We start from the raw sequence: 19,918 nt of genomic DNA, 5'->3' as shown, positions 1-19,918 counted from the left end.
CTGACGTTCTGACACCACTCGACGCTCTTCCGCTCTGTGATCATTGAGGAACATCAGCGTATCGAACGTTCAGTCAGAGTGTTCGAATCCGTATTCTTCAGCCTCGGAGGAACATCGTGGACATCGTCCGTCACGTCATCAACGGAGTGGAGGCCGCAGAAGCGGCCCGCACCGGCCAGGTCTTCGACCCCGCCACCGGCCAGGTGTCGAAGCAGGTCGCATTCGCCTCGACCGCCGAGGTCGACTCCGCCATCGCCGCGGCGGCGGCCGCGCTCCCCGCCTGGCGCGAGACGAGCCTGATCAAGCGCGCCGACGTCTTCTTCCGCTTGCGGCAGCTGCTCAAGGAGCGCACACCCGAACTCGCCGCGATCGTCACCTCCGAGCACGGCAAGGTGCTCTCGGACGCTGCCGGCGAGGTGTCGCGCGGCATCGAGAACGTCGAGTTCGCGGCGGGACTCGTGCATCTGCTCAAGGGTGAACGCAGCGAGCAGGTGTCACGCGGTGTCGACGTGCACTCGGTCAAGCAGCCGGTCGGCGTCGTCGCGGCGATCACCCCGTTCAACTTCCCGGTCATGGTGCCGTTGTGGATGGTCGCCTCGGCGATCGCCTGCGGCAACACGGTCGTGCTCAAGCCGAGCGAGAAGGATCCGTCGGCTTCCGTGTGGCTCGCGAAGCTCTTCGCCGAGGCCGGGCTGCCCGACGGCGTGCTCAACGTGGTCCACGGCGACAAGGAGGCCGTCGACACGATCCTGGAGTCGCCGCGGGTGAACGCCGTGAGCTTCGTCGGCTCGACCCCGATCGCCCGCTCGATCTACCAGCGCGCCTCCGCCGCCGGCAAGCGGGTGCAGGCGCTCGGCGGCGCGAAGAACCACATGGTGGTGATGCCCGATGCCGACATCGATGCGGCTGCCGACGCTGCTGTCTCCGCCGCCTACGGCTCCGCCGGCGAGCGTTGCATGGCCGTCTCGGTGCTGGTCGCCGTCGGCGACATCGCCGACGACCTCGTCACCGCGATCGCCGACCGCATCGGCGGCCTCACGATCGGTGCCGGCACGGATGCCGCGAGCGAGATGGGTCCGCTCATCACCCGCGAGCACCGCGACAAGGTCGCCTCGTACGTGACGGGGGCTGAGGGCGAGGGCGCGAAGATCGTCGTCGACGGCACGCAGAAGCAGTTCGACTCCGAGGGCTTCTTCCTGGGCGTCAGCCTGATCGACGAGGTCGCCCCGGGGATGAAGGTCTACGACGACGAGATCTTCGGCCCGGTGCTGTCGGTCGTGCGCGTCGAGACCTACGCCGAGGCGGTCGAGCTGGTCAACGCCAACGCCTACGGCAACGGCACCGCGATCTTCACGCGCGACGGCGGCACGGCCCGGCAGTACGAGTTCGACATCGAGGTCGGGATGGTCGGCGTCAACGTGCCGATCCCGGTGCCGATCGGCGCCTACTCGTTCGGCGGATGGAAGGACTCGCTGTTCGGAGACTCCCACATCTACGGTCCCGAGTCGGTGCACTTCTACACACGCTCCAAGGTCGTCACCACCCGGTGGCCCGACCACACGCCCTCCCAGGTCGACCTGGGCTTCCCGAGCAACCACTGACGAGGAGCGACCACGATGACGAACTTCACCGACCGCCACGGCGTCTCGCACCCGCTCCCCGCGCCCGAGGCCGAAGCGCAGGTGCGTGCGGACGACCGCGGCCACGTGTTCCACTCCTGGAGCGCGCAGGGCCTGATCGATCCGCTTCCCGTCGCCGCGGGCGAGGGCTCGACGTTCTGGGACTACCAGGGCAACGCGTACCTCGACTTCTCGAGCCAGCTCGTGAACCTGAACCTGGGGCACCAGCATCCCGACCTGGTCGCGGCGATCCAAGAGCAGGCGGGGCGTCTCGCGACGATCCAGCCCGCGATCGCCAACGACGTGCGCGGGGAACTCGCGCGTCTGATCGCCGAGGTCGCGCCGGAAGGTCTTGAGAAGGTGTTCTTCACCAACGGCGGCGCCGAGGCCAACGAGTATGCGGTGCGCATGGCCCGCCAGTTCACCGGCCGTCGCAAGGTGCTGTCGATGTACCGCAGCTACCACGGCTCCACATCGACCGCGATCTCGCTCACCGGCGACCCGCGGCGTTGGGCGAACGACACCGTCGACTCCGGCGCCGTGCGCTTCTTCGGACCGTACCTGTACCGCTCGCCGTTCCACGCCGAGACCCCGGAGCAGGAGTCCGAACGAGCACTCGCGCATCTCGAGCAGACGATCCAGCTCGAGGGGCCGCAGACGATCGCGGCGATCATCATCGAGACGGTCGTCGGCACCAACGGCGTGCTGGTGCCGCCGCCCGGATATCTGCAGGGCGTGCGCGAGCTGTGCGACCGCTACGGCATCGTCTACATCGCCGACGAGGTCATGGTGGGATTCGGGCGACTGGGCGAATGGTTCGGCATCGACGCGTTCGACGCCAGCCCCGACCTGATCACCTTCGCGAAGGGCGTGAACTCGGGCTACGTGCCCCTCGGCGGCGTGGTGATCTCCGACCGCATCGCCAGCGCCTTCGACACGATGCCCTTCGCCGGCGGGCTGACCTACTCGGGGCACCCGTTGGCCTGTGCGGCGGGCGTCGCGACGTTCGAGGTGTTCCGTCGCGACGGCATCCTCGAGCGCGTGCGCGACCTCGGCGAACGCGTGGTCGGTCCGACTGTGCGCTCCTGGGCCGAGAAGCACCCGAGCGTCGGGGATGTGCGCGGTCTCGGACTGTTCTGGGCGGTCGAGCTGGTCCGTGACCAGGAGACGCGCGAGCCCCTCGTGCCGTTCAACGCCTCCGGCGCGGATGCCGCTCCGATGGGCGCCTTCGCCGCTGCCGCCAAGAAGGCCGGTGTCTGGCCGTTCACGCATTTCAACCGCATGCACGTGGCCCCGCCGCTGGTGATCAGCGAAGAAGACCTGGTGCGCGGACTCACCGTGCTCGACGAAGCGCTCTCCGTGGCCGACGAGGCCGCCGCAGGCTGACGCGAGAACACGGGTTTTCAGATGACGACCTTCGACCCTCGTACTACGAGCCCGACTACAGCCCTCGCTACGACCCACGCGAACCTCAACGAGGGCACTAGCCGCTAGTCCGGAACAGCGGAGGGGTGAGCGCAGCCGCTCTCACCCCTTCTCGTTCGTCACTTCATGTTTGTTGACGCCTCAGAGCCGCGATAAGGGCTCTGGAGAATCTTCTTTCTACAAGATAGAGCGCCGTCATCATGAGCAGCAAGATCGCTGCAGCGATCGCGCTCAGCATTGGAGGGTCATTCCAGAAAACGATAGCTGCGACCAGCGCGAGGACAGGCGCCACCCAGCTGATGATGAGAAGACTGCGCTTCCGTTTCGCCATAGGGCCAAGTTCATTGAGAGAGACCATGGTTGAAGCTCCTTATCTCCTTACGGTCCTGTACACCAGATGTGACCCGCCCAGGTCCAGTACACCCAGATGCCCTTACCGGCCTGGTTGCAAAGCCCCAGCCCCACGTTGTAGAGAGCTACCGGGCCAACAAATCCTGGAATCAGTGCGTACAGGATGGACGCAGTTTGACTGATCGAGACCTTGTTCGCGGGGATCCACGTTTTCCCTCCCCACCAATAGGTCGGATCGGCGACGACCGGATAGGCCACATCGCGGGCAGTGTGTTCAACGACCTGCACGAGCTGAGTGCCATCAACTTCGTATCGAGTCGGAACTGCAGCGCCGTTCGCATCGACCGCCCATGGCACATTCGTTGTGAGCACCGTGATGCCATCTCGATCCGCAACCACCGCTGATCCGTCCTCGACCAACATCACCGAACCGCCGACAGGAACGTCGATTCCGTAGGCGAAGCGCTCGGGAGCTTTCGATGAAGCGATCGTGGTGAGCATCTGCACACCATCTGAAATGGCACGACCGTGTTAGCCACACCGTTATCCGAGGGGTATGCGACAGCCCCCGATTCCAATGAGACGCCCGCTTCACCCCCTTCCGCAGCAGGAAGGCTGATGCCCACCACAGCATCCCCGACGGCGAGCTTCACTCCCTCGGACGCATCCCGCGGCACGGTAGCCGTGCTTCCCCCGACATCGAGCACCGCCACCGCATCATCTGTACGCGAAGACGCCGCCGCATCCTCAACCAAACCTGCCCTCACTCCGGCAAGAGCCCGCTCAACGTCTGCCACCGAAACCGTGTCAACATCCTCGGACGCATATGCCGGACCCACCCACGTACAGATCAGAGCCAGGGAGGCCACCACCGCCCCAGCCGAAACCTTCGTTCGATATCTCACTGTGTTTCTCCGATCACTCGACCCGCCGCGCGCACAAGCATCCCGCACTCCAGCAGAACCTGTCTGTCCACCATTCGGGGGACGGACCAGCGAAACCCGCGCCACATCGCGAAGAGCGACCGATATACGATTAGGCGGCAAACTCCGCTCTCACGTCGATGTGTTCGACTGGTGGCTTCCCGAGGTCTACGCCGGCCCCACCTTTCGCACGCAGATCGTTGTGCGTCCGGCGGCCGCCGAGGAGATCGCAACGCACCAGGTCTGGGGGCGGTTAGCGACCGAGGGGCCCTGAGCTACTCCCCCCGATTTCCCTCGGCGTAATTGTCGGTGTGGTGTCATTCAATCGCCCACGGAGTCGAACACCCGCACTCCCTCGACCCAGGTGCCGCGCACCTCGGTCAGACCGATCTCCTCCGCCGGATGCTCGAACGGATCCCGGTCGAGCAGAGCGAGGTCGGCCCGCATCCCCACCGCGATCGTCCCGGTGTCGTCGAGGTGGTTCACCCGCGCCGATCCCGCCGTGTAGGCGACGAGGGCCGTGGCGAGGTCGATCGCCTGCTCCGGGAGGAACGGTTCGTAGTCGCCCTCCCACTCGGTCGGCGCGGAACGGCGGTTGACGGCCACGTGGATCGCCGCCATCGGGTTCGGCGTGCTGACCGACCAGTCACTGCCCGCCGCGAGCGCGGCACCGGAACGCAACAGGTCGCCGAACGGGTACTGCCACGCGCTGCGCTGCGCTCCGAGGAACGGGATGGTGAGGTCGACCATCTGCGGCTCGAGCGTCGCCCACAGCATCTGCATGTTGGCGGTGACGTCGAGGGCCCGGAACCGTGGGATGTCGTCGGGGTGCACGACCTGGATGTGGGAGATGTGGTGCCGGTTGCCGCGCGGACCGTTCTGCACGAGCGCGGCCTCGACCGCATCGAGGCACTCGCGCACGGCGCGGTCGCCGATCGCGTGGAAGTGCAGCGTGAAGCCGAGGGCGTCGAGCCGGGTCGCGGCTTCTTTGAGCAGCTCCGGTTCGACGAAGGAGATCCCCGAATCCTCGCGCGGGTGCCCGTGGCCGTCGCAGTACGGTTCCAGCATCGCGGCGGTGAAGTTCTCGGCGACGCCGTCCTGCATGATCTTCACGCTGCGCGCCCGGAAGCGGCCGACCGTGCTCTCGTCCCGACGGCGCACGATGTCGTCGATCTGCTCCAGGCCCCGTGATCGATCCCACCACAGGGAGCCGACGACGCGACCGGTGAGCATCCCGGATGCGGCGGCGGTCCGATAGGCCGGGAGCGGATCGCCCGCATCGCCGTACTCGGTGCCGACGATCGCATCCTGCCAGGCCGTCACCCCGTAGGAGTGCAGGTGGCGCTGCCCCTGCAGGAGCGCCTCCACGAGCCGCTCGGGCGCCTCGGTCGGCAGGAGCCGGTTGACCAGGCCCATCGCGCCCTCGTGCAGCGTGCCGCTGGGGGCACCGGTCGCATCGCGCTCGATCCGCCCGTCCGCGGGGTCGGCCGTCTCGCGGGTGATGCCGGCGAGCGCGAGCGCACGGGAGTTGACCCAGGCACCGTGTCCGTCACGGTTCGGCAGGAACGCCGGGCGATCGGGCACGACGGAGTCGAGGTCCTCTGCCGTCGGTGTGCCTCCGGGGAACGCCGACATCTGCCATCCGCCCCCGAGGATCCACTCGTCGTCCGGGTGCGCGGCCGCATACCGGGCGATCCGGTCGAGGTACTCCTCGCGGGTGGCCAGAGCGGACAGATCGCAGCGGAGCATGTCCAACCCGCCCCACACCGGGTGCACGTGCGCGTCCTGGAAACCGGGCACCAGCAGTCCGCCGGCGAGGTCGATCACCTCGGTCTCCGGCCCGATCAGCGCCGCGACGTCGTGTCCCACCGCGCTGATGAACCCGTCCGTCACGGCGACCGCGTGCGCCGTGGTGCGCGCGGCATCGGCGAGGAACACCCGCCCTCCGCGCACGCCACCCGTGAACACCAGATCTGCGTATCCCACGCTCAACCCCCTGCCATCGTGCGGGCGATCTCGGTCGCCGAGTCCCCCGCCCTCTTCAGAACCACGGCCACCAGCGCGAGCGCCAACAGCGTGAGTACGAGCATGATCGTCGACACCGCGGCGATCTCCGGACGCAAGCCGCTGCGCAGCGCGCTGAGCACGTAGACGGGCCACGGCGTCGTTCCCGACACCTGCACGAACGCCGACACGACCGTGTTGTCGAGGCTCAGCGTGAACGAGAGCAGGAACCCGGCGAGCACGGCCGGCATCGCGAGCGGCAGCGTGATCTTGAGGAACGTGCGCACGGGCGGCGCGTAGAGGTCGGCCGATGCCTCCTCCAGGCGGGCGTCGAGCCCGACCAGCCGCGCCCGCACGATGTACGACACGATGGCGATCGAGAACAGCGACTGCCCCACCACGAGTCTCATCGTGCCGTCGTTGAAGATGCCTATCCCGGCATCCTGCCCGAGGAACACCAGCCACGGCAGCAGCGCGACCGCGTCGACGATCTCGGGCGTGACCGACACGAGCAGCAGAAGCCCGAGGAACCACCACACCCACCTGCCGGGATTGCGTGCCATCGCGATGCCCGCCAGTGTGCCGAGCGCCGTGGCGAGCAGAGCCGCGAGCAGACCGGTGCGCACCGACACGAGCACGGCATCGCGGATCGCGGGCTTGTTCACGATCGCGAGGAACGAGTCGAAGCCGAAGTGGTCCCAGGACACCAGCAGGCGCCCGACGTTGAACGAGTACGCGATGATCACGAGAATCGGCAGGAACAGGAACAGGAACACCAGCGCCGCCCAGATCGGCAGCACGAAGCGTCCGGCTCCCCGGCGCACGCGCGGTGCCGTCATGGCGGTCTTCGTATCGGTCATGATCCCTCCCCCAGGACGAGTCGGTTGCGTTGTCTGAGCGGCAGGGTCAGGAGCCAGAGGAGTCCGGCCGCGACCGCGATCGAGAGCATGATGACGATGATCAGCAGCACGGCCATCGCCGAGCCCAATGCCCAGTTCTGCGCGGTCTGGAACTGGCTCGCCACCACCTGCCCGATCATGTTGCCCTTCGCTCCGCCCAGCACGGTGGCGGTGATGTAGTCGCCCATCAACGGGATGTACACCAGGAGCACGCCGGCGATGATGCCGGGTCGGGCCAGCGGCACCGTCACCCGGAGGAACGTCGTCACGCTGTTCGCACCCAGATCCTTGCTCGCCTCGCGCAGCGGTCCCGACACCCGGTCGAAGGCGACGAACAGCGGCAGGATCATCAGCGGCAGGTAGTTGTATACGACGCCGAGGAGCACGGCGCCGCGCGAGTACAGCAGGTCGAGCGGACCGGGGATGACCCCGATCCCCTGCAGCAGCTGCGAGAGCCAGCCCTCGGGCGCGAGGATCACCTGCCAGCCGATGGTACGCACCAGGAAGTTGGTCCAGAACGGCACCATCACCAGCGCGAGAAGCAACCCCCGCTTCGAGGGCGGTGCCTTCACCGCGATCCAGTAGGCGACCGGCCCGCCGATCACGAGGCACAGGGCCGTGCCCAGGATGCCGATCCACAGCGTGTTCAGGAACGTGCTGAAGAAGGTCGGCGAGAGCGCCTCGAGGTAGCGGTCGAACGAGAGGTGGTCGAGCGCATGCGTGGCGAAGATGCTCGGCTTGTATCCGAAGCTGAACACGATCACCATGAAGATCGGGGCGACGAAGAAGACGAGCAACCACACCCAGGCCGGGATGGCGAGACCGAACTTGAGCTTAGGCACCGGCAGCCGCCTTCATCGAGTTCCAGATCGAGACGACGCGGTCCTGTGCGTCCGTCAGCTTGCCCTCGTGCATCGTGGCCACCTGCTCCTCGTCGAAGAACACCATGTCGAGCCGTTCCAGCCCCGCGGCCTCCGCCTCCTCCCGGATCCCCGAGATGCCGGTGTCGTAGCCGATGTAGTCGACCTGTGCGAGCTGCACGTCGGGCTGCAGCACGAAGTCGATGAATGCGTGTGCCGCCTCGGGGTGCGGGGCACCGGCGGCGATCGCCCAGTTGTCCATCCACAGCTCGGTCGCGGGGCTCCCCAGCACCCACTGCCACCGATCGGGGTCGTCGGACTCGAAGATGCCGAGCCGCGCGTCGCCGTTGTAGGACTGCAGCAGCGCGTGCGAGGCCTGCGGGATCGACGAACCTCCCGGGTACGAGTCGAACGCCGAGATGTGCGGCGCGAGGTCCTTCACCAGGAACTTCTCGACGGCGTCGAGGTCGTCCGGGTCCGTGGTGGTCCAGTCGATACCGTTCGCCCAGAAGTAGATGCCGAGCAGCGGCGCCGGATCGTCGAGCACCGAGGTCGAACCGGAGGCCTCGTTCTGTGCGGCGTCGATGAAGTCGTTCCAGGTCGTGAGCTCTCGGGAGATCACCCTCTTGTCGTACACGAAACCGGTCGTCCCCCATGCCTTGCACACGGAGTACTCGTTGCCCGGATCCCACGAGCGCCCGCGGAACTCCGGCGCCACGTGCTTCATGTTCGGCAACAGGTCGAGGTTGAACTTCTGCAGGAGGCCGTTCTCGGCCATCGGTCCGACGAAGACGCCGGTCGGCACCACGATGTCGTAGCCCGAGGTGCCCCGCGCCGCGACGAGCTTGGCGATCAGCTCTTCGTTCGAGTTGAAGGCGTCGAGCACGATGCGCGGGCCGCTCTCGGCTGTGAACTGCTCGAGCACCTCCGGCGCGTCGTAGTCGCCCCAGCTGTAGATCGAGAGCTTGTCCTCGAGCGGTCCCCCCTTGGCGTGCACGGCCGCGGCGTTCTGGCCCGGTGCGCACGCGCTGAGCACGACCGCGCCGCCCGCCATGATGGCGGTGGCGAGGAAGCCGCGCCTGGTCAGCTCGGTGCGGATCACCCGCGCGGCGCTCCGGTGCGCGAGCACCCGCACCGGAGGCGTACCGGTCACCGGCCGCCGTCCTTGGGCAGGGTGATCACGTGCGTCGCCGTCGTGGGGATGCCGTCCGCGGCGAACAGCCGTGCATCCGCGGGATTCCAGACGCAACGGACCTCGTCGTCGACTCCGACCTCCGGCGCGGTGGGCGCCGGCATGCGCGAGAGGAACGTGGCATCCTCGCCGATGCGCACAGCGACCTGCAGTGTCTCGCCGAGATGCGAGACCCCGAGCACACGACCGCGGACCCCTGCACCCTCGCCCTGTTCCAGGCGGACGTACTCGGGCCGGATCGCAGCGACCGCCGGCTGACCGGCGGCGACCCGCTCGCCACCCCAGCGACCGGCGATCACGCCGATCGCCGTGTCGACGGCCTCACCGTCGGCACGCACCGTGCCATGCACGAAGTTCTGCTGCCCGATGAACGAGGCGACGTAGGCCGACGCGGGCTCCGCATAGATGGCCGCGGGCGCATCGAGCTGCTCGATCCGTCCCGCGCGCATCACCGCGATCCGATCGCTCATCGACAGCGCCTCGGCCTGATCGTGCGTGACGAACACGAAAGTCGTACCGAGGCGGGCCTGCAGAAGCTTGAGCTCGAGCTGCATCTCCTCGCGCAGCTGACGGTCCAGCGCCGCGAGCGGCTCATCCAGCAGGAGCACGCTCGGCCGGTTGATGAGCGCCCGCGACAGCGCGATCCGCTGCTGCTGGCCGCCGGAGAGCTGCGTCGGCTTGCGATCGGCGAACGCCCGCAGCTGCACCATGTCGAGCGCTTCACTCACCCGCTCCCGCTGCTCGGCTTTGGGAACGCGCCGTTGCTGCAGACCGTAGGCGACGTTCTCGGCGACCGTGAGGTGCGGGAACAGGGCGTAGGCCTGGAAGACGGTGTTGACCTCGCGCCGATAGGGCGGCAGGTTCAGGACACTGCGGCCGGAGATGAGGATGTCCCCGGCATCCGGATACTCGAAGCCCGCGATCATACGCAGCGTGGTCGTCTTCCCACAGCCCGACGGACCGAGGAGCGAGAGGAACTCGCCCGGTTGCACGTCGAGACTCAGGTCGTCGACCGCGATGGCGGTGCCGTACCGCTTGGTCACGCCATCGATGCGGACCGCACCGGTGACGGTGGGTGCGTCGAGTGTCGCCGTCGACGTTCGGGTGGTGTCGGGCATGGAGCCTCCCCATTGAGATTCGCTTGCCGCGAGTCTGACACAGGAAAGTCGCCAGGTATAGCGAAATCGGAAGTCTCTTGATCGATTCGCAACGATATCCGTTGCGAATCGTCGAAGTCGCGACCGATTAGCGCTGATCAGATGAGGAAGCCGCGCAACAACGCCTCGGATCCGGCGAGGTGATCGCGCATCGCGGCCTCGGCCGCATCCGGGCGTCCGGCGAGGATCGCCGAGACGATGCCCTCGTGCTGCGCGCCCGAGTGCTGGATATTGCGCGGCATCAGCGGGAAGGTGTCGAGCCAGGCGTTCACATCCGCCCTGTTCTCGGCGACCAGAGCGACGAGCGAGGGGATGCCCGCGGCCTCGGCGATCGACAGGTGCAGCAAAGTGTCCAGGCGCCGGTATTCATCCGGCCCGGCCGGCAGAGCCGCCTCGTGCCGCGCCCAGAGGTCGGCGCGCGTCGCGGCGTCGAGCGAGCGGCTCGCCGCGGCACGCACGGCACCGGTCTCGAGCACGAGGCGCAGCCCGAGCACATCGTCGATCTCCTCCGCGGTCACGGTGCCCGACACGGTCGGGTGCGGCAGCGGATCGGCGACGAACGTCCCTCCGTACCGGCCGCGCCGCGGGAGCAGGTAGCCGGTGTCCGCGAGTTCGCGGATCGCCTCGCGCACGGTGTCGCGACTGACCCCGAACGATGCCGCGAGCTCGCGCTCGGGCGGCAGGGATTCCCCCGGAGCGACGACGCCGAGACGGATCGTCTGCACGAGCCGGGCGACCGTGTCCTCCAGGGCGTTGCCGCGCCGCAACGGCCGGTAGACCGCTCTGCGCACCTCGACGAGGTCGCCGTCGTGGGGGTGCTCGCTCATGCCTTCACCCTGTCACAGCGAGGTGAGGGTCGCTCACAGCGGGGTGACGTAGGCGTTCGTGATCCCGCCGTCGACGACGAAGGCGCTCGCCGTGATGAACGACGAGTCGTCCGAGGCGAGGAAGGCGACCGCCGCTGCGAGTTCCGTCGGCTCGGCGAAGCGTCCCATCGGCACATGCACGAGGCGCCGCTGCGCCCGCTCCGGATCCTTCGCGAACAGCTCCTGCAGCAGCGGGGTGTTCACCGGTCCGGGGCACAGCGCGTTCACCCGCACTCCCTGGCGCGCGAACTGCACCCCCAGCTCGCGGGACATCGCCAGCACGCCGCCCTTCGACGCGGTGTAGCTGATCTGCGAGGTCGCCGAACCGAGCAGCGCGACGAAGGAGGCGGTGTTGATGATCGACCCGCGTCCCGCCGGCACCATGTGACGCAGCGCGGCGCGGCTGCACAGGTACACGCTCTTGAGGTTCACGTCCTGCACCCGATCCCACGCCGGGAGCTCGGTCGTCTCGATCGAATCGTCGTCCGCCGGCGAGATGCCCGCATTGTTGAAGGCGATGTCGATACGTCCGAACTCCTCGGCGACGCCGTCGAACAGCGCATTGACCAGGTCTTCGTCGGCGACGTCGACCCGGCGGAACACCCCACCCACCTCGGCAGCCGCCGTCTCGCCCGTGGCCGGATCGACGTCGGCGATCACGACGAACGCACCCTCCGCTGCGAAGCGCTGCGCGGTGGCGAACCCGATTCCGCTCGCGCCACCGGTGATGATGGCGACGCGGTCCTTCAGTCGCTGGGTCAGATCGATGCTCATGTGGGTTCTCCGTTCCGGATGGGGTGGGTTGCGCGACGATCAGGATTCATCGGTCGCGAAGAAGACGTTCTTGGTCTCGGTGAAGTGCTCCGCGGCGTCCGGCCCGAGCTCGCGCCCCAGCCCCGACGCCTTCATGCCGCCGAAGGGCGTGGAGTACCGCACCGAGGAGTGAGAGTTCACCGACAGCACGCCGCTGCGCACACCACGCGCGACACGCACCCCGCGCCCGAGGCTCTCGGTCCACACCGAGCCGGCGAGACCATAGGCCGTGTCGTTCGCCAGGCGGATCGCGTCGGCCTCGTCTTCGAAGGGCATCACCGCGAGGACGGGACCGAACACCTCCTGCTGGGCGATGCGGTCGGCGGGAGCCGCGAGCACGACGGCCGGCGCGAACCAGAAGCCGTCTCCCTCGGGCGCGCTCCCGCGGAACGCGATGTCGGCGCCGTCGAGGAACGAGGCGACGGTGTCGCGGTGCCCCGCCGAGATGAGCGGCCCCATGTCGGTGTCCTCACGCGCGGGGTCGCCCACGCGCCACGCGGTCACGGCCGGTTCGAGCAGCTCGAGGAAGCGGTCGTACACCGAGCGCTGCACCAGGAGCCGACTGCGTGCGCAGCAGTCCTGGCCGGCGTTGTCGAACACCGAGCCCGGGACTCCCGCCGCCGCCCGCTCGAGGTCGGCATCGGCGAAGACGATGTTCGCGCTCTTGCCGCCGAGCTCGAGCGTCACGGGCTTGAGCGCCCTGGCGCATCCGGCGGCGACCTCGATCCCGACCTCGGTCGAGCCCGTGAAGACCACCTTGCGCACATCCGGATGCTCGACCAGACGCTGGCCGACGACGGAGCCCGAGCCCGTGACGACCTGGAACAGCCCCTCGGGGAGCCCCGCCTCGAGCGCGAGCTCGCCCAGGCGGAGCGCGGTGAGCGGTGTGAGCTCGGCCGGCTTCAGCACCACGGCATTGCCCGCGGCGAGCGCCGGCGCGAACGCCCAGGACGCGATCGTCATGGGGAAGTTCCACGGCACGATGACGCCGATCACGCCGTAGGGGTCGTGGAAGGTGACGTCGAGGCCACCGGCCACCGGGATCTGACGCCCGGACAGCCGCTCCGGGTCGGCGGAGTAGTAGTTGAGCACCTGGGCCACGTGGCCGGCTTCCCACCGGGCGGAGCCGATCGGATGCCCGGAGTTGAGCACCTCGAGCTGCGCCAGTTCCTCGACCGCGCCCTCGACAGCACGGGCGAACGACCGGAGGGCATCGGCCCGCGCGACCGGGACGAGCGCCGCCCATCGGCGCTGAGCAGCGACGGCTCGGGCGATCGCGGCATCGGTCTCGGCGGCATCGGCACGGGCGACGTCGCGGATCGCTTTCCCGGTCGACGGGTTGATGACTGTGAACGCGCTCATCGGGCGCCCTCCTTCCGCCGCGCGGCGAGCGCACGAGCCTGTGAGACGAGATCGGCGAAGAGGCGCCGGTCGTCGGCGTTCTCCTCCGGATGCCATTGGATGCCGACGATGTGGCCGGCCGAGGTGTCGACGAACGCCTGCACGAGTCCGTCGTCGGAGTGCGCAGCCGCGATCAGCCCTTCCCCGAGGCGATCGATGCCCTGGTGGTGGTAGCTGTGCACGCGCACGCCGCCCGCACCGAGCACCTCGGCGAGCGTGGTGTCGCCCGAGACCTCGATGTCGTTCTCGGCGAAGATGCCGCCGCCGAGGCGGTACCGCTCGGTGCCGAGCGATTCGGGTAGATGCTGCTGGAGTGTGCCTCCCCGTGCCACGTTGACGAGCTGCAGCCCTCGGCAGATCGCGAGCACCGGGATGCGTCGTCGCTCGGCCGCACGGAACAGCGCCAGCTCCCACGCGTCGCGGTCCACGCGTGCGGGATCGGTGAGCGGATGCCGCTCCTCGCCGTAGAGCTCGGGGGCGACATCCGCACCTCCGGAGAGGATCAGGCCGTCCATGCCGGCGATGGCGGCCTCCGCCGACGCCGGGTCCTGTGGCGGCAGCAGCAGCGCGATGCCGCCGGCATCCGTCACCCCGGCCAGATACTGCTCGGGCAGGAACGCCGCCCGCACATCCCACACCCCCTGCTGCGCCCGCTCGAGATAGGTCGTGACACCGATCAGCGGGGCCAGGTCAGAGCCGCTCGAAACCACGGATGCGCTCCCAGTCGGTGACGGCGGCGTCGTAGGCCTCGACCTCGATGCGCGCCTGGTTCAGGTAGTGGTCCACGACGTCGTCGCCGAACGCCGCGCGGGCGATGGATGATTCGCTGAACAGCTGCGCCGCCTCCCGGAGGGTGGTGGGCAGGTGCTCGACGCCGGATTCGTAGGCGTTGCCTGTGAAGCACTCGGGCAACGGCAGCTCGTTCTCGATGCCGTGCAGGCCCCCGGCGATGATCGCCGAGATGCCGAGGTAGGGGTTCACGTCGCCGCCCGGCACCCGGTTCTCGACCCGGAGGCCGGAGCCGGAGCCGATCACGCGCAGCGCGCAGGTGCGATTGTCGATGCCCCAGGCGACGCCGGTCGGGGCGAAGCTGCCCTTCGCGAACCGCTTGTACGAGTTGATGTTGGGCGCGTAGAGCAGGGTGAATTCGCGCAGGGTCGCGAGGATGCCGGCGATCCAGTGCTCCATGATCGGGCTGAACCCATGCTCACCGTCCCCCGCCATGACCGGGGTGCCGTCGGCGGTACGTAGGGAGAGATGGATGTGGCAGCTGTTGCCCTCGCGCTCGTTGAACTTGGCCATGAAGGTGAGTGCCTGTCCGTGCTGCTCCGCGATCTCCTTCGCGCCGTTCTTGTAGAGCGCATGCTGGTCGGCGGTCTCGCGCACCTCGGCGTAGCGGAACGCGATCTCCTGCTGCCCCAGGTTGCACTCCCCCTTCACGCCCTCGCAGTACAGTCCCGCGCCGTCCATGCTGTTGCGGATGTCGCGCAGCAGGGGTTCGAGGCGCGTGGAGGCGAGCAGGTTGTAGTCGACGTTGTAATCGGTCGACGGTGTGAGCCCCTCGTACTTGCGGGCCCATGCTTCGCGATAGGTGTCGTCGAAGACGATGAACTCGAGCTCGGTGCCCGAGAACGCTGTCCAGCCCCGCTCGGCGAGACGGTCGCGCTGCCGATCGAGGATGGCTCTCGGCGAGGGCCCCACCGGTTCACCGTTCCCCCACACCAGGTCGGCGATCACGAGCGCGGTTCCATCGAGCCACGGGATGCGGCGGAGGGTCGCGACGTCGGGCCGCAGCACCATGTCGCCGTACCCGCGATCCCATCCCGACATCGCGTAGCCGTCGACCGTGTTCATGTCGACATCGACCGACAGCAGGTAGTCGCACGCTTCGGCGCCGTGATGCAGGATGTCCTCCTGGAACAGCCTCGCGGAGACCCGTTTGCCGACCAGCCGTCCCTGCGCATCGGCGAAGGCGACGATCACCGTGTCGATCTCGCCGGCGGCGATGCCGGCATCCAGCTGCTCGATGCTCAGGTTTCCCGACATCTTCTCGCTCCCGTCGTCGTGGTGAAGCGATCGGCCGACCGGCTTCGCCCTCAGAGTAGATCACCTCGGCGTCTAAAGGTAGACGAAACCACCATTGACTGCCACAATCATCCGCAAGGTGCACCCGGCGCCTGTGTGCATGCGAACGGAGAGCGGATGTCTGAGCAGAGCAGTGAGTCCCGCAAGGTCGCTGGGGCGACCTATACACGTGCCGGAAGCGAGTACTTCGAGAAACGGACGCTGAAGAGATCCGCCGGCGTCTGGGGACTGTGGGGGCTCGCGGTCGCAGCCGTCATCTCCGGCGACTTCTCCGGATGGAACTTCGGTATCGACTTCGCGGGCTTCGGCGGGATGCTGATCGCCTTCGTGATCCTCGTCCTCATGTACTACGGCATGATCTTCGCGATCGGCGAGATGGCCGCGATGATGCCGCACACCGGCGGCGCCTACTCGTTCGCCCGTTCCGCGATGGGCCCGTGGGGCGGCCTGGTGACCGGCGCCGCCGAGACCATCGAGTACGTGGCGACCACGGCGGTGATCGTCTACTTCTCGGCGTCGTATGCGAACGGCATCACGAGCGAGCTGCTGGGGCTGGAACTGCCGGGGTGGCTCTGGTACCTGATCCTCTACGTCGTCTTCATCACGCTGAACTCCGCGGGCGCGGCGATCTCCTTCCGCTTCGCGATCGTCGTGTCGATCATCTCGATCGGCATCATCCTGGTCTTCTCCCTGATGGCCATCTTCTCCGGCGCCTTCAGCTGGGACGCTCTCTGGAACATCGCGCCCGACCCGGGCCAGACCGAGTTCCTGCCACACGGAGTGCTGCCGATCCTGTTCGCTCTCCCGTTCGCGATGTGGTTCTTCCTCGGCATCGAAGAACTGCCCCTCGCCGCGGAGGAATCGCACAACCCCACCCGCGACATCCCCAAGGCCGGGTTCTGGGCTCGCGGCACCCTCATCGTCACGGGACTGCTCGTGCTGTTCCTGAACACGGGCGTGATCGGGGCCGAGGCCACGGGCACCGCCGGCGAGCCCCTGCTCGACGGCTTCCGCGCGATCGTCGGCGACCAGCTCGCCGCGGTGCTCGCCCTCTTCGCCCTGATCGGACTGCTCGCGTCCCTGCAGGGCATCATGTTCGCCTACGGCCGCAACATGTACTCACTGTCCCGTGCGGGCTACTACCCGCGGTTCCTGTCCCTCACCGGCAAACGACAGACCCCCTGGGTGGCTCTCGTCGTGGGTGCGGCGATCGGCTTCGTCGCCCTCATCGTGCTCGATGTGCTCGCGGCCGTCGACGCCGAGGGCGCGGGTTCGGTCGCCGGTGCGATCGTGCTGAACATCGCGGTCTGGGGTGCCGTGCTCGCCTACGGCCTGCAGCTGGTGTCGTTCATGATCCTGCGGAAGAAGTATCCGAACGTCGACCGCCCGTACCGCAGCCCGTGGGGCATCCCCGGTGCGGCCGTCGCGCTGGTGATCGCCGCGCTCATCTTCGTCGGATTCCTGCTGAACCCGACGTTCGGACCGGCGATCATCGCGATCGCGATCGTCTACGTCGTGATCCTGCTCGGGTTCGGGCTCTTCTTCCGCCACCGCCTGGTGCTCTCCCCGGAGGAGGAGTACGCGATCTCGGGCGGCTCGCACGGCGATCCGCAGACCGAGGGCTATGACGCCATGGAGGGTGAGGTGTTCGACGACAGCGGCAGGTGAGTCCGCGCACAGCGCCTCGACGAGTCGGTCGGGGCGCTGTGTCGTGCCCGACCCCGGAGCGCTCTACTTGCGGTCGAAGTCGAAGGCCTTGAGCAGCTCGACGACGGCCTTGTCGCGCTCCTCGCCGCCCTCGTCGAACATGTGCGTGACGTGCGTACGCAGGTGGTTCTCCAGCAGCAGCCGGTTCAGCGACTCCAACGAGCGCTGGATCGCACGGGACTGCGTGATGATGTCCATGCAGTAGTCCTCGTTCTCGATCATCCGCGCGACGCCGCGCATCTGCCCCTCGAGGATGCTGGTGCGGTGCAGCGCACGCTTCTTGATGTCTTCGATCACCCCTTGAGGGTACTCGTCTCTCCGGGTGCGCGGCTGTCTGCGCACCGAGACACCGCACCGTCGCCGGTCGGGAGCGTCGGGGCAGCACCGTGAAAGGATGACGTCATGCCGCGAACACCGATGACGCAGCTCTCGCCCGCCGACCAGGAACGCCTCCGCGCGCTCCGACGCATGAAGGCCGTCGCCCTCGGGGCTCTGGTGTTCATGGCCGTCGTGTTCGTGTTCGCCTTCGCGTTCCAACAGCGGTTCGACGGGCTCGCCTATGTGCGCGCTGCGGCCGAGGGCGGCATGGTGGGTGCCCTCGCAGACTGGTTCGCGGTGACGGCGCTCTTCCGCCGTCCGCTCGGGCTGCCCATCCCGCACACCGCGATCATCCCGAACCGCAAGGACGAGATCGGCCGCTCCCTCGGGGAGTTCGTGGAGACGAACTTCCTCGCAGCCGACGTGGTGCGCACCAAGTTGTCGAGCACGCGGATCGCGCTCCGCGCCGGTGAATGGCTGCGCGAGGCCCCGCACGCCGAGCGGGTGGGCACCGAGGGGGCGACGATCGCCACGGCCGTGCTCAATGCGCTGAGCGACGACGACGTACGCGACCTGATCACCGACCTCGCCCGCGAACACCTGGTCGATCCCGAATGGGGTCCGCCCGCCGGAGCGTGGCTGGAGAAGATCGTCGAGGCGGATGCCCATCATGGCGCTGTCGACCTCGCCGCCGACAGCATCGCCCGCTGGCTCGATGCGAATGCCGATTCGTTCACCGGCCTCGTCTCGCGACGGCTTCCCGGGTGGGTGCCGAAGCTCGCGCACCGGTTCGTCGACGACACCGTCTATCACGAGGCCGTGAAGTTCGTGCACGCCGTGCAGGCCGACCCGCGCCATCCGGCTCGTCTCGCCGTCGACGGCTACCTGGCGCGTCTGGCGGACAGCCTGCAGAACGATCCGGCCACGCGCGCGAAGCTCGAGAACGCCAAGGCCTCGCTGTTCGACAGCCCCCGTGTCGGCGCCCTGGCCGCCGAGGCCTGGAACACCGCGAAGAACGGCCTGCTCACGGCCCTCGCCGATCCGCAGAGCGGTCTGCGCCGCCGCGCCGTGCAGGCACTGCAGGAGGTCGGCGAGCGCCTCACGACCGATACCGCGCTGCAGAATCGGGTCGACACGTGGGTATCCGACGCCGCGGTCTTCCTCGTCGACCGTTACCGGCACGACATCGCCTCGATCATCACCGACACCGTCGAGCGCTGGGATCCGGCCGAGACCACCGAGAAGATCGAGCTCATGGTCGGCCGCGACCTGCAGTACATCCGCCTGAACGGCACGTTCGTCGGCGCCCTGGCCGGTCTCGCCATCTTCTCCATCGCCCACGCCCTGATCCCCGGAGTCTGACCATGTCCCCCTCCTCCCGACAGCTGAGTCACGACCCGCTCTGGCCGCGCGCCGGATCCTGGGCCGCCTTCGACACCGCCGCCGACGCCGTGCTGCTCGGCGTGCCCACCTGGCGCACCTCGCTCTCGCCGACGGGCGCGCACGCGACGCCCGCGGCCATCCGCAATGCGCTCCCCCGCTACGGGACGACTGTGATGGGGCCTCCCATGGTCGAGCTCGATGACGTGCTGCGCATCGCCGACGCCGGTGACGTCGCCGACCCGGACGGTTCCGCCGGCGAAGCGAGGGTCATCTCCCGCGTGCGCGATCTCGCCGCGGCCACGAGACTCGTGATCGCACTCGGCGGCGACAACTCGCTCACATATCCCGTGGCACTCGGCGCCGAGGCGACGGGACTGATCACCTTCGACGCGCACTTCGACCTGCGCGACGGCGTCTCCAACGGCACGCCCGTGCGGCGTCTGGTGGAGGACGTCCCCGGCTCATCCTCGCTGCACACCTCTCGGATCGACCCGACGAGGATCGTGCAGATCGGGATCGCCGACTTCGCGAACTCGGCCGCCTACGCCCGGCGCGCCGCCGACTGGGGCATCCGCGTCATCGCACTCGACGAGCTGCGCCGCCGCGGCATCGACGACGTGGTCTCGGAGGCGGTGGAGGTCGCCGGCACCGGAGCCGATCCGCGCGTCCACCTCGACATCGATGTGGACGTGTGCGACCGCTCCGTCGCGCCCGGGTGCCCCGCGAGCGTTCCCGGCGGCCTGCAGGCATGGGAGCTTCGGACCCTCACACGTGCCGTGGCTGCGGACGCCCGCGTCGTGAGTGCCGACCTCGCGGAGGTCGATGCGACCGCCGACGCCGACGATGCCCGCACCGTGCGGCTCGCGGCGCTGTGCGTCCTCGAACTGCTCGCCGGGCTCGCCTCCCGCGGCTGAG

The 19,918-nt window shown here is 68.3% G+C and carries 18 protein-coding genes; 5 read left to right on the top strand and 13 right to left on the bottom strand.

The features are described from left to right. Positions 1–116 precede the first annotated feature (116 nt). The gene (locus tag DW307_RS04860; RefSeq protein ID WP_029267138.1) at positions 117–1,601 is read left to right on the top strand and encodes a CoA-acylating methylmalonate-semialdehyde dehydrogenase; all 1,485 of its coding nucleotides are present in this window, start codon (positions 117–119) and stop codon (positions 1,599–1,601) included. A gap of 15 nt (positions 1,602–1,616) precedes the next feature. Further along, entirely contained in the window at positions 1,617–3,005 is a 1,389-nt protein-coding gene (locus DW307_RS04855; protein WP_136024175.1) for an aspartate aminotransferase family protein, read from the top strand. A 163-nt stretch (positions 3,006–3,168) separates the two neighbouring features. On the opposite strand, the gene DW307_RS04850 is transcribed toward DW307_RS04855, so the two are convergent. The 12 genes from DW307_RS04850 to DW307_RS04795 form a co-directional block, all read right to left on the bottom strand. Continuing rightward, positions 3,169–3,402, bottom strand: coding sequence for a hypothetical protein (locus DW307_RS04850; protein ID WP_021199966.1), 234 nt, complete (start codon positions 3,400–3,402; stop codon positions 3,169–3,171). A 20-nt stretch (positions 3,403–3,422) separates the two neighbouring features. Continuing rightward, the gene (locus DW307_RS04845) at positions 3,423–3,896 is read right to left on the bottom strand and encodes a hypothetical protein (RefSeq protein ID WP_136024174.1); all 474 of its coding nucleotides are present in this window, start codon (positions 3,894–3,896) and stop codon (positions 3,423–3,425) included. Positions 3,897–4,639: 743 nt separating this feature from the next. Further along, positions 4,640–6,304: an amidohydrolase gene (locus tag DW307_RS04840; protein WP_168440986.1), complete on the bottom strand. Its 1,665-nt coding sequence runs from the start codon at positions 6,302–6,304 to the stop codon at positions 4,640–4,642. Positions 6,305–6,306: 2 nt separating this feature from the next. Next, complete coding sequence (locus DW307_RS04835) at positions 6,307–7,182, bottom strand: ABC transporter permease (protein ID WP_021199969.1); 876 nt, start codon at positions 7,180–7,182, stop codon at positions 6,307–6,309. Beyond that, positions 7,179–8,063, bottom strand: a complete 885-nt coding sequence (locus DW307_RS04830) for an ABC transporter permease (protein ID WP_029259561.1) — start codon at positions 8,061–8,063, stop codon at positions 7,179–7,181. Before DW307_RS04830 ends, DW307_RS04835 begins: the two co-directional genes overlap by 4 nt. Continuing rightward, the gene (locus tag DW307_RS04825; RefSeq protein WP_021199971.1) at positions 8,056–9,234 is read right to left on the bottom strand and encodes a polyamine ABC transporter substrate-binding protein; all 1,179 of its coding nucleotides are present in this window, start codon (positions 9,232–9,234) and stop codon (positions 8,056–8,058) included. Before DW307_RS04825 ends, DW307_RS04830 begins: the two co-directional genes overlap by 8 nt. Next, on the bottom strand, positions 9,231–10,391 hold the full coding sequence (locus DW307_RS04820) for an ABC transporter ATP-binding protein (protein WP_021199972.1): 1,161 nt from the start codon (positions 10,389–10,391) through the stop codon (positions 9,231–9,233). Before DW307_RS04820 ends, DW307_RS04825 begins: the two co-directional genes overlap by 4 nt. 137 nt (positions 10,392–10,528) lie before the next feature. Then, a complete protein-coding gene (locus DW307_RS04815; protein ID WP_136024173.1) occupies positions 10,529–11,257 on the bottom strand; it encodes a FadR/GntR family transcriptional regulator in 729 nt (242 codons plus the stop codon). A 33-nt stretch (positions 11,258–11,290) separates the two neighbouring features. Next, the gene (locus DW307_RS04810; RefSeq protein ID WP_021199974.1) at positions 11,291–12,070 is read right to left on the bottom strand and encodes a 3-oxoacyl-ACP reductase; all 780 of its coding nucleotides are present in this window, start codon (positions 12,068–12,070) and stop codon (positions 11,291–11,293) included. Between the two features lie 39 nt (positions 12,071–12,109). Continuing rightward, positions 12,110–13,471, bottom strand: coding sequence for an aldehyde dehydrogenase family protein (locus DW307_RS04805; RefSeq protein WP_029267147.1), 1,362 nt, complete (start codon positions 13,469–13,471; stop codon positions 12,110–12,112). Further along, a complete protein-coding gene (locus DW307_RS04800) occupies positions 13,468–14,220 on the bottom strand; it encodes a gamma-glutamyl-gamma-aminobutyrate hydrolase family protein (protein WP_036331577.1) in 753 nt (250 codons plus the stop codon). The genes DW307_RS04805 and DW307_RS04800 overlap by 4 nt, the downstream gene beginning before the upstream one ends. After that, positions 14,201–15,556 (bottom strand): glutamine synthetase family protein, encoded by a 1,356-nt coding sequence (locus DW307_RS04795; RefSeq protein WP_136024172.1) that lies wholly within the window; start codon positions 15,554–15,556, stop codon positions 14,201–14,203. Before DW307_RS04795 ends, DW307_RS04800 begins: the two co-directional genes overlap by 20 nt. A gap of 156 nt (positions 15,557–15,712) precedes the next feature. Between DW307_RS04795 and DW307_RS04790 the strand changes: the two genes are divergently transcribed. Next, the gene (locus DW307_RS04790) at positions 15,713–17,263 is read left to right on the top strand and encodes an amino acid permease (protein WP_029267153.1); all 1,551 of its coding nucleotides are present in this window, start codon (positions 15,713–15,715) and stop codon (positions 17,261–17,263) included. Positions 17,264–17,326: 63 nt separating this feature from the next. Here DW307_RS04790 and DW307_RS04785 read toward each other — a convergent pair whose 3' ends face one another. Further along, positions 17,327–17,599, bottom strand: a complete 273-nt coding sequence (locus tag DW307_RS04785; protein ID WP_021199979.1) for a metal-sensitive transcriptional regulator — start codon at positions 17,597–17,599, stop codon at positions 17,327–17,329. A gap of 105 nt (positions 17,600–17,704) precedes the next feature. Between DW307_RS04785 and DW307_RS04780 the strand changes: the two genes are divergently transcribed. Together DW307_RS04780 and DW307_RS04775 are read left to right on the top strand one after the other, a co-directional pair. Next, complete coding sequence (locus DW307_RS04780; protein ID WP_029267154.1) at positions 17,705–18,982, top strand: DUF445 domain-containing protein; 1,278 nt, start codon at positions 17,705–17,707, stop codon at positions 18,980–18,982. Positions 18,983–18,984: 2 nt separating this feature from the next. Next, positions 18,985–19,917, top strand: a complete 933-nt coding sequence (locus tag DW307_RS04775; protein WP_029267155.1) for an arginase family protein — start codon at positions 18,985–18,987, stop codon at positions 19,915–19,917. The last annotated feature ends 1 nt before the right edge of the window (position 19,918 follow it).

This window comes from Microbacterium sp. K27, assembly GCF_004794435.1.
Lineage (GTDB): Bacteria > Actinomycetota > Actinomycetes > Actinomycetales > Microbacteriaceae > Microbacterium > Microbacterium maritypicum_A.
This window is presented reverse-complemented; position numbering and strand designations above follow the sequence as displayed.

Excerpts from the sequence above, each read along its gene's own strand:
- DW307_RS04855 (WP_136024175.1), top strand. The coding sequence starts at position 1,617 with ATGACGAACTTCACCGACCGCCACGGCGTCTCGCACCCGCTCCCCGCG.
- DW307_RS04850 (WP_021199966.1), bottom strand. The coding sequence starts at position 3,402 with ATGGTCTCTCTCAATGAACTTGGCCCTATGGCGAAACGGAAGCGCAGT.
- DW307_RS04845 (WP_136024174.1), bottom strand. The coding sequence starts at position 3,896 with ATGCTCACCACGATCGCTTCATCGAAAGCTCCCGAGCGCTTCGCCTAC.
- DW307_RS04835 (WP_021199969.1), bottom strand. The coding sequence starts at position 7,182 with ATGACCGATACGAAGACCGCCATGACGGCACCGCGCGTGCGCCGGGGA.
- DW307_RS04820 (WP_021199972.1), bottom strand. The coding sequence starts at position 10,391 with ATGCCCGACACCACCCGAACGTCGACGGCGACACTCGACGCACCCACC.
- DW307_RS04815 (WP_136024173.1), bottom strand. The coding sequence starts at position 11,257 with ATGAGCGAGCACCCCCACGACGGCGACCTCGTCGAGGTGCGCAGAGCG.
- DW307_RS04810 (WP_021199974.1), bottom strand. The coding sequence starts at position 12,070 with ATGAGCATCGATCTGACCCAGCGACTGAAGGACCGCGTCGCCATCATC.
- DW307_RS04805 (WP_029267147.1), bottom strand. The coding sequence starts at position 13,471 with ATGAGCGCGTTCACAGTCATCAACCCGTCGACCGGGAAAGCGATCCGC.
- DW307_RS04795 (WP_136024172.1), bottom strand. The coding sequence starts at position 15,556 with ATGTCGGGAAACCTGAGCATCGAGCAGCTGGATGCCGGCATCGCCGCC.
- DW307_RS04790 (WP_029267153.1), top strand. The coding sequence starts at position 15,713 with ATGTCTGAGCAGAGCAGTGAGTCCCGCAAGGTCGCTGGGGCGACCTAT.
- DW307_RS04780 (WP_029267154.1), top strand. The coding sequence starts at position 17,705 with ATGCCGCGAACACCGATGACGCAGCTCTCGCCCGCCGACCAGGAACGC.
- DW307_RS04775 (WP_029267155.1), top strand. The coding sequence starts at position 18,985 with ATGTCCCCCTCCTCCCGACAGCTGAGTCACGACCCGCTCTGGCCGCGC.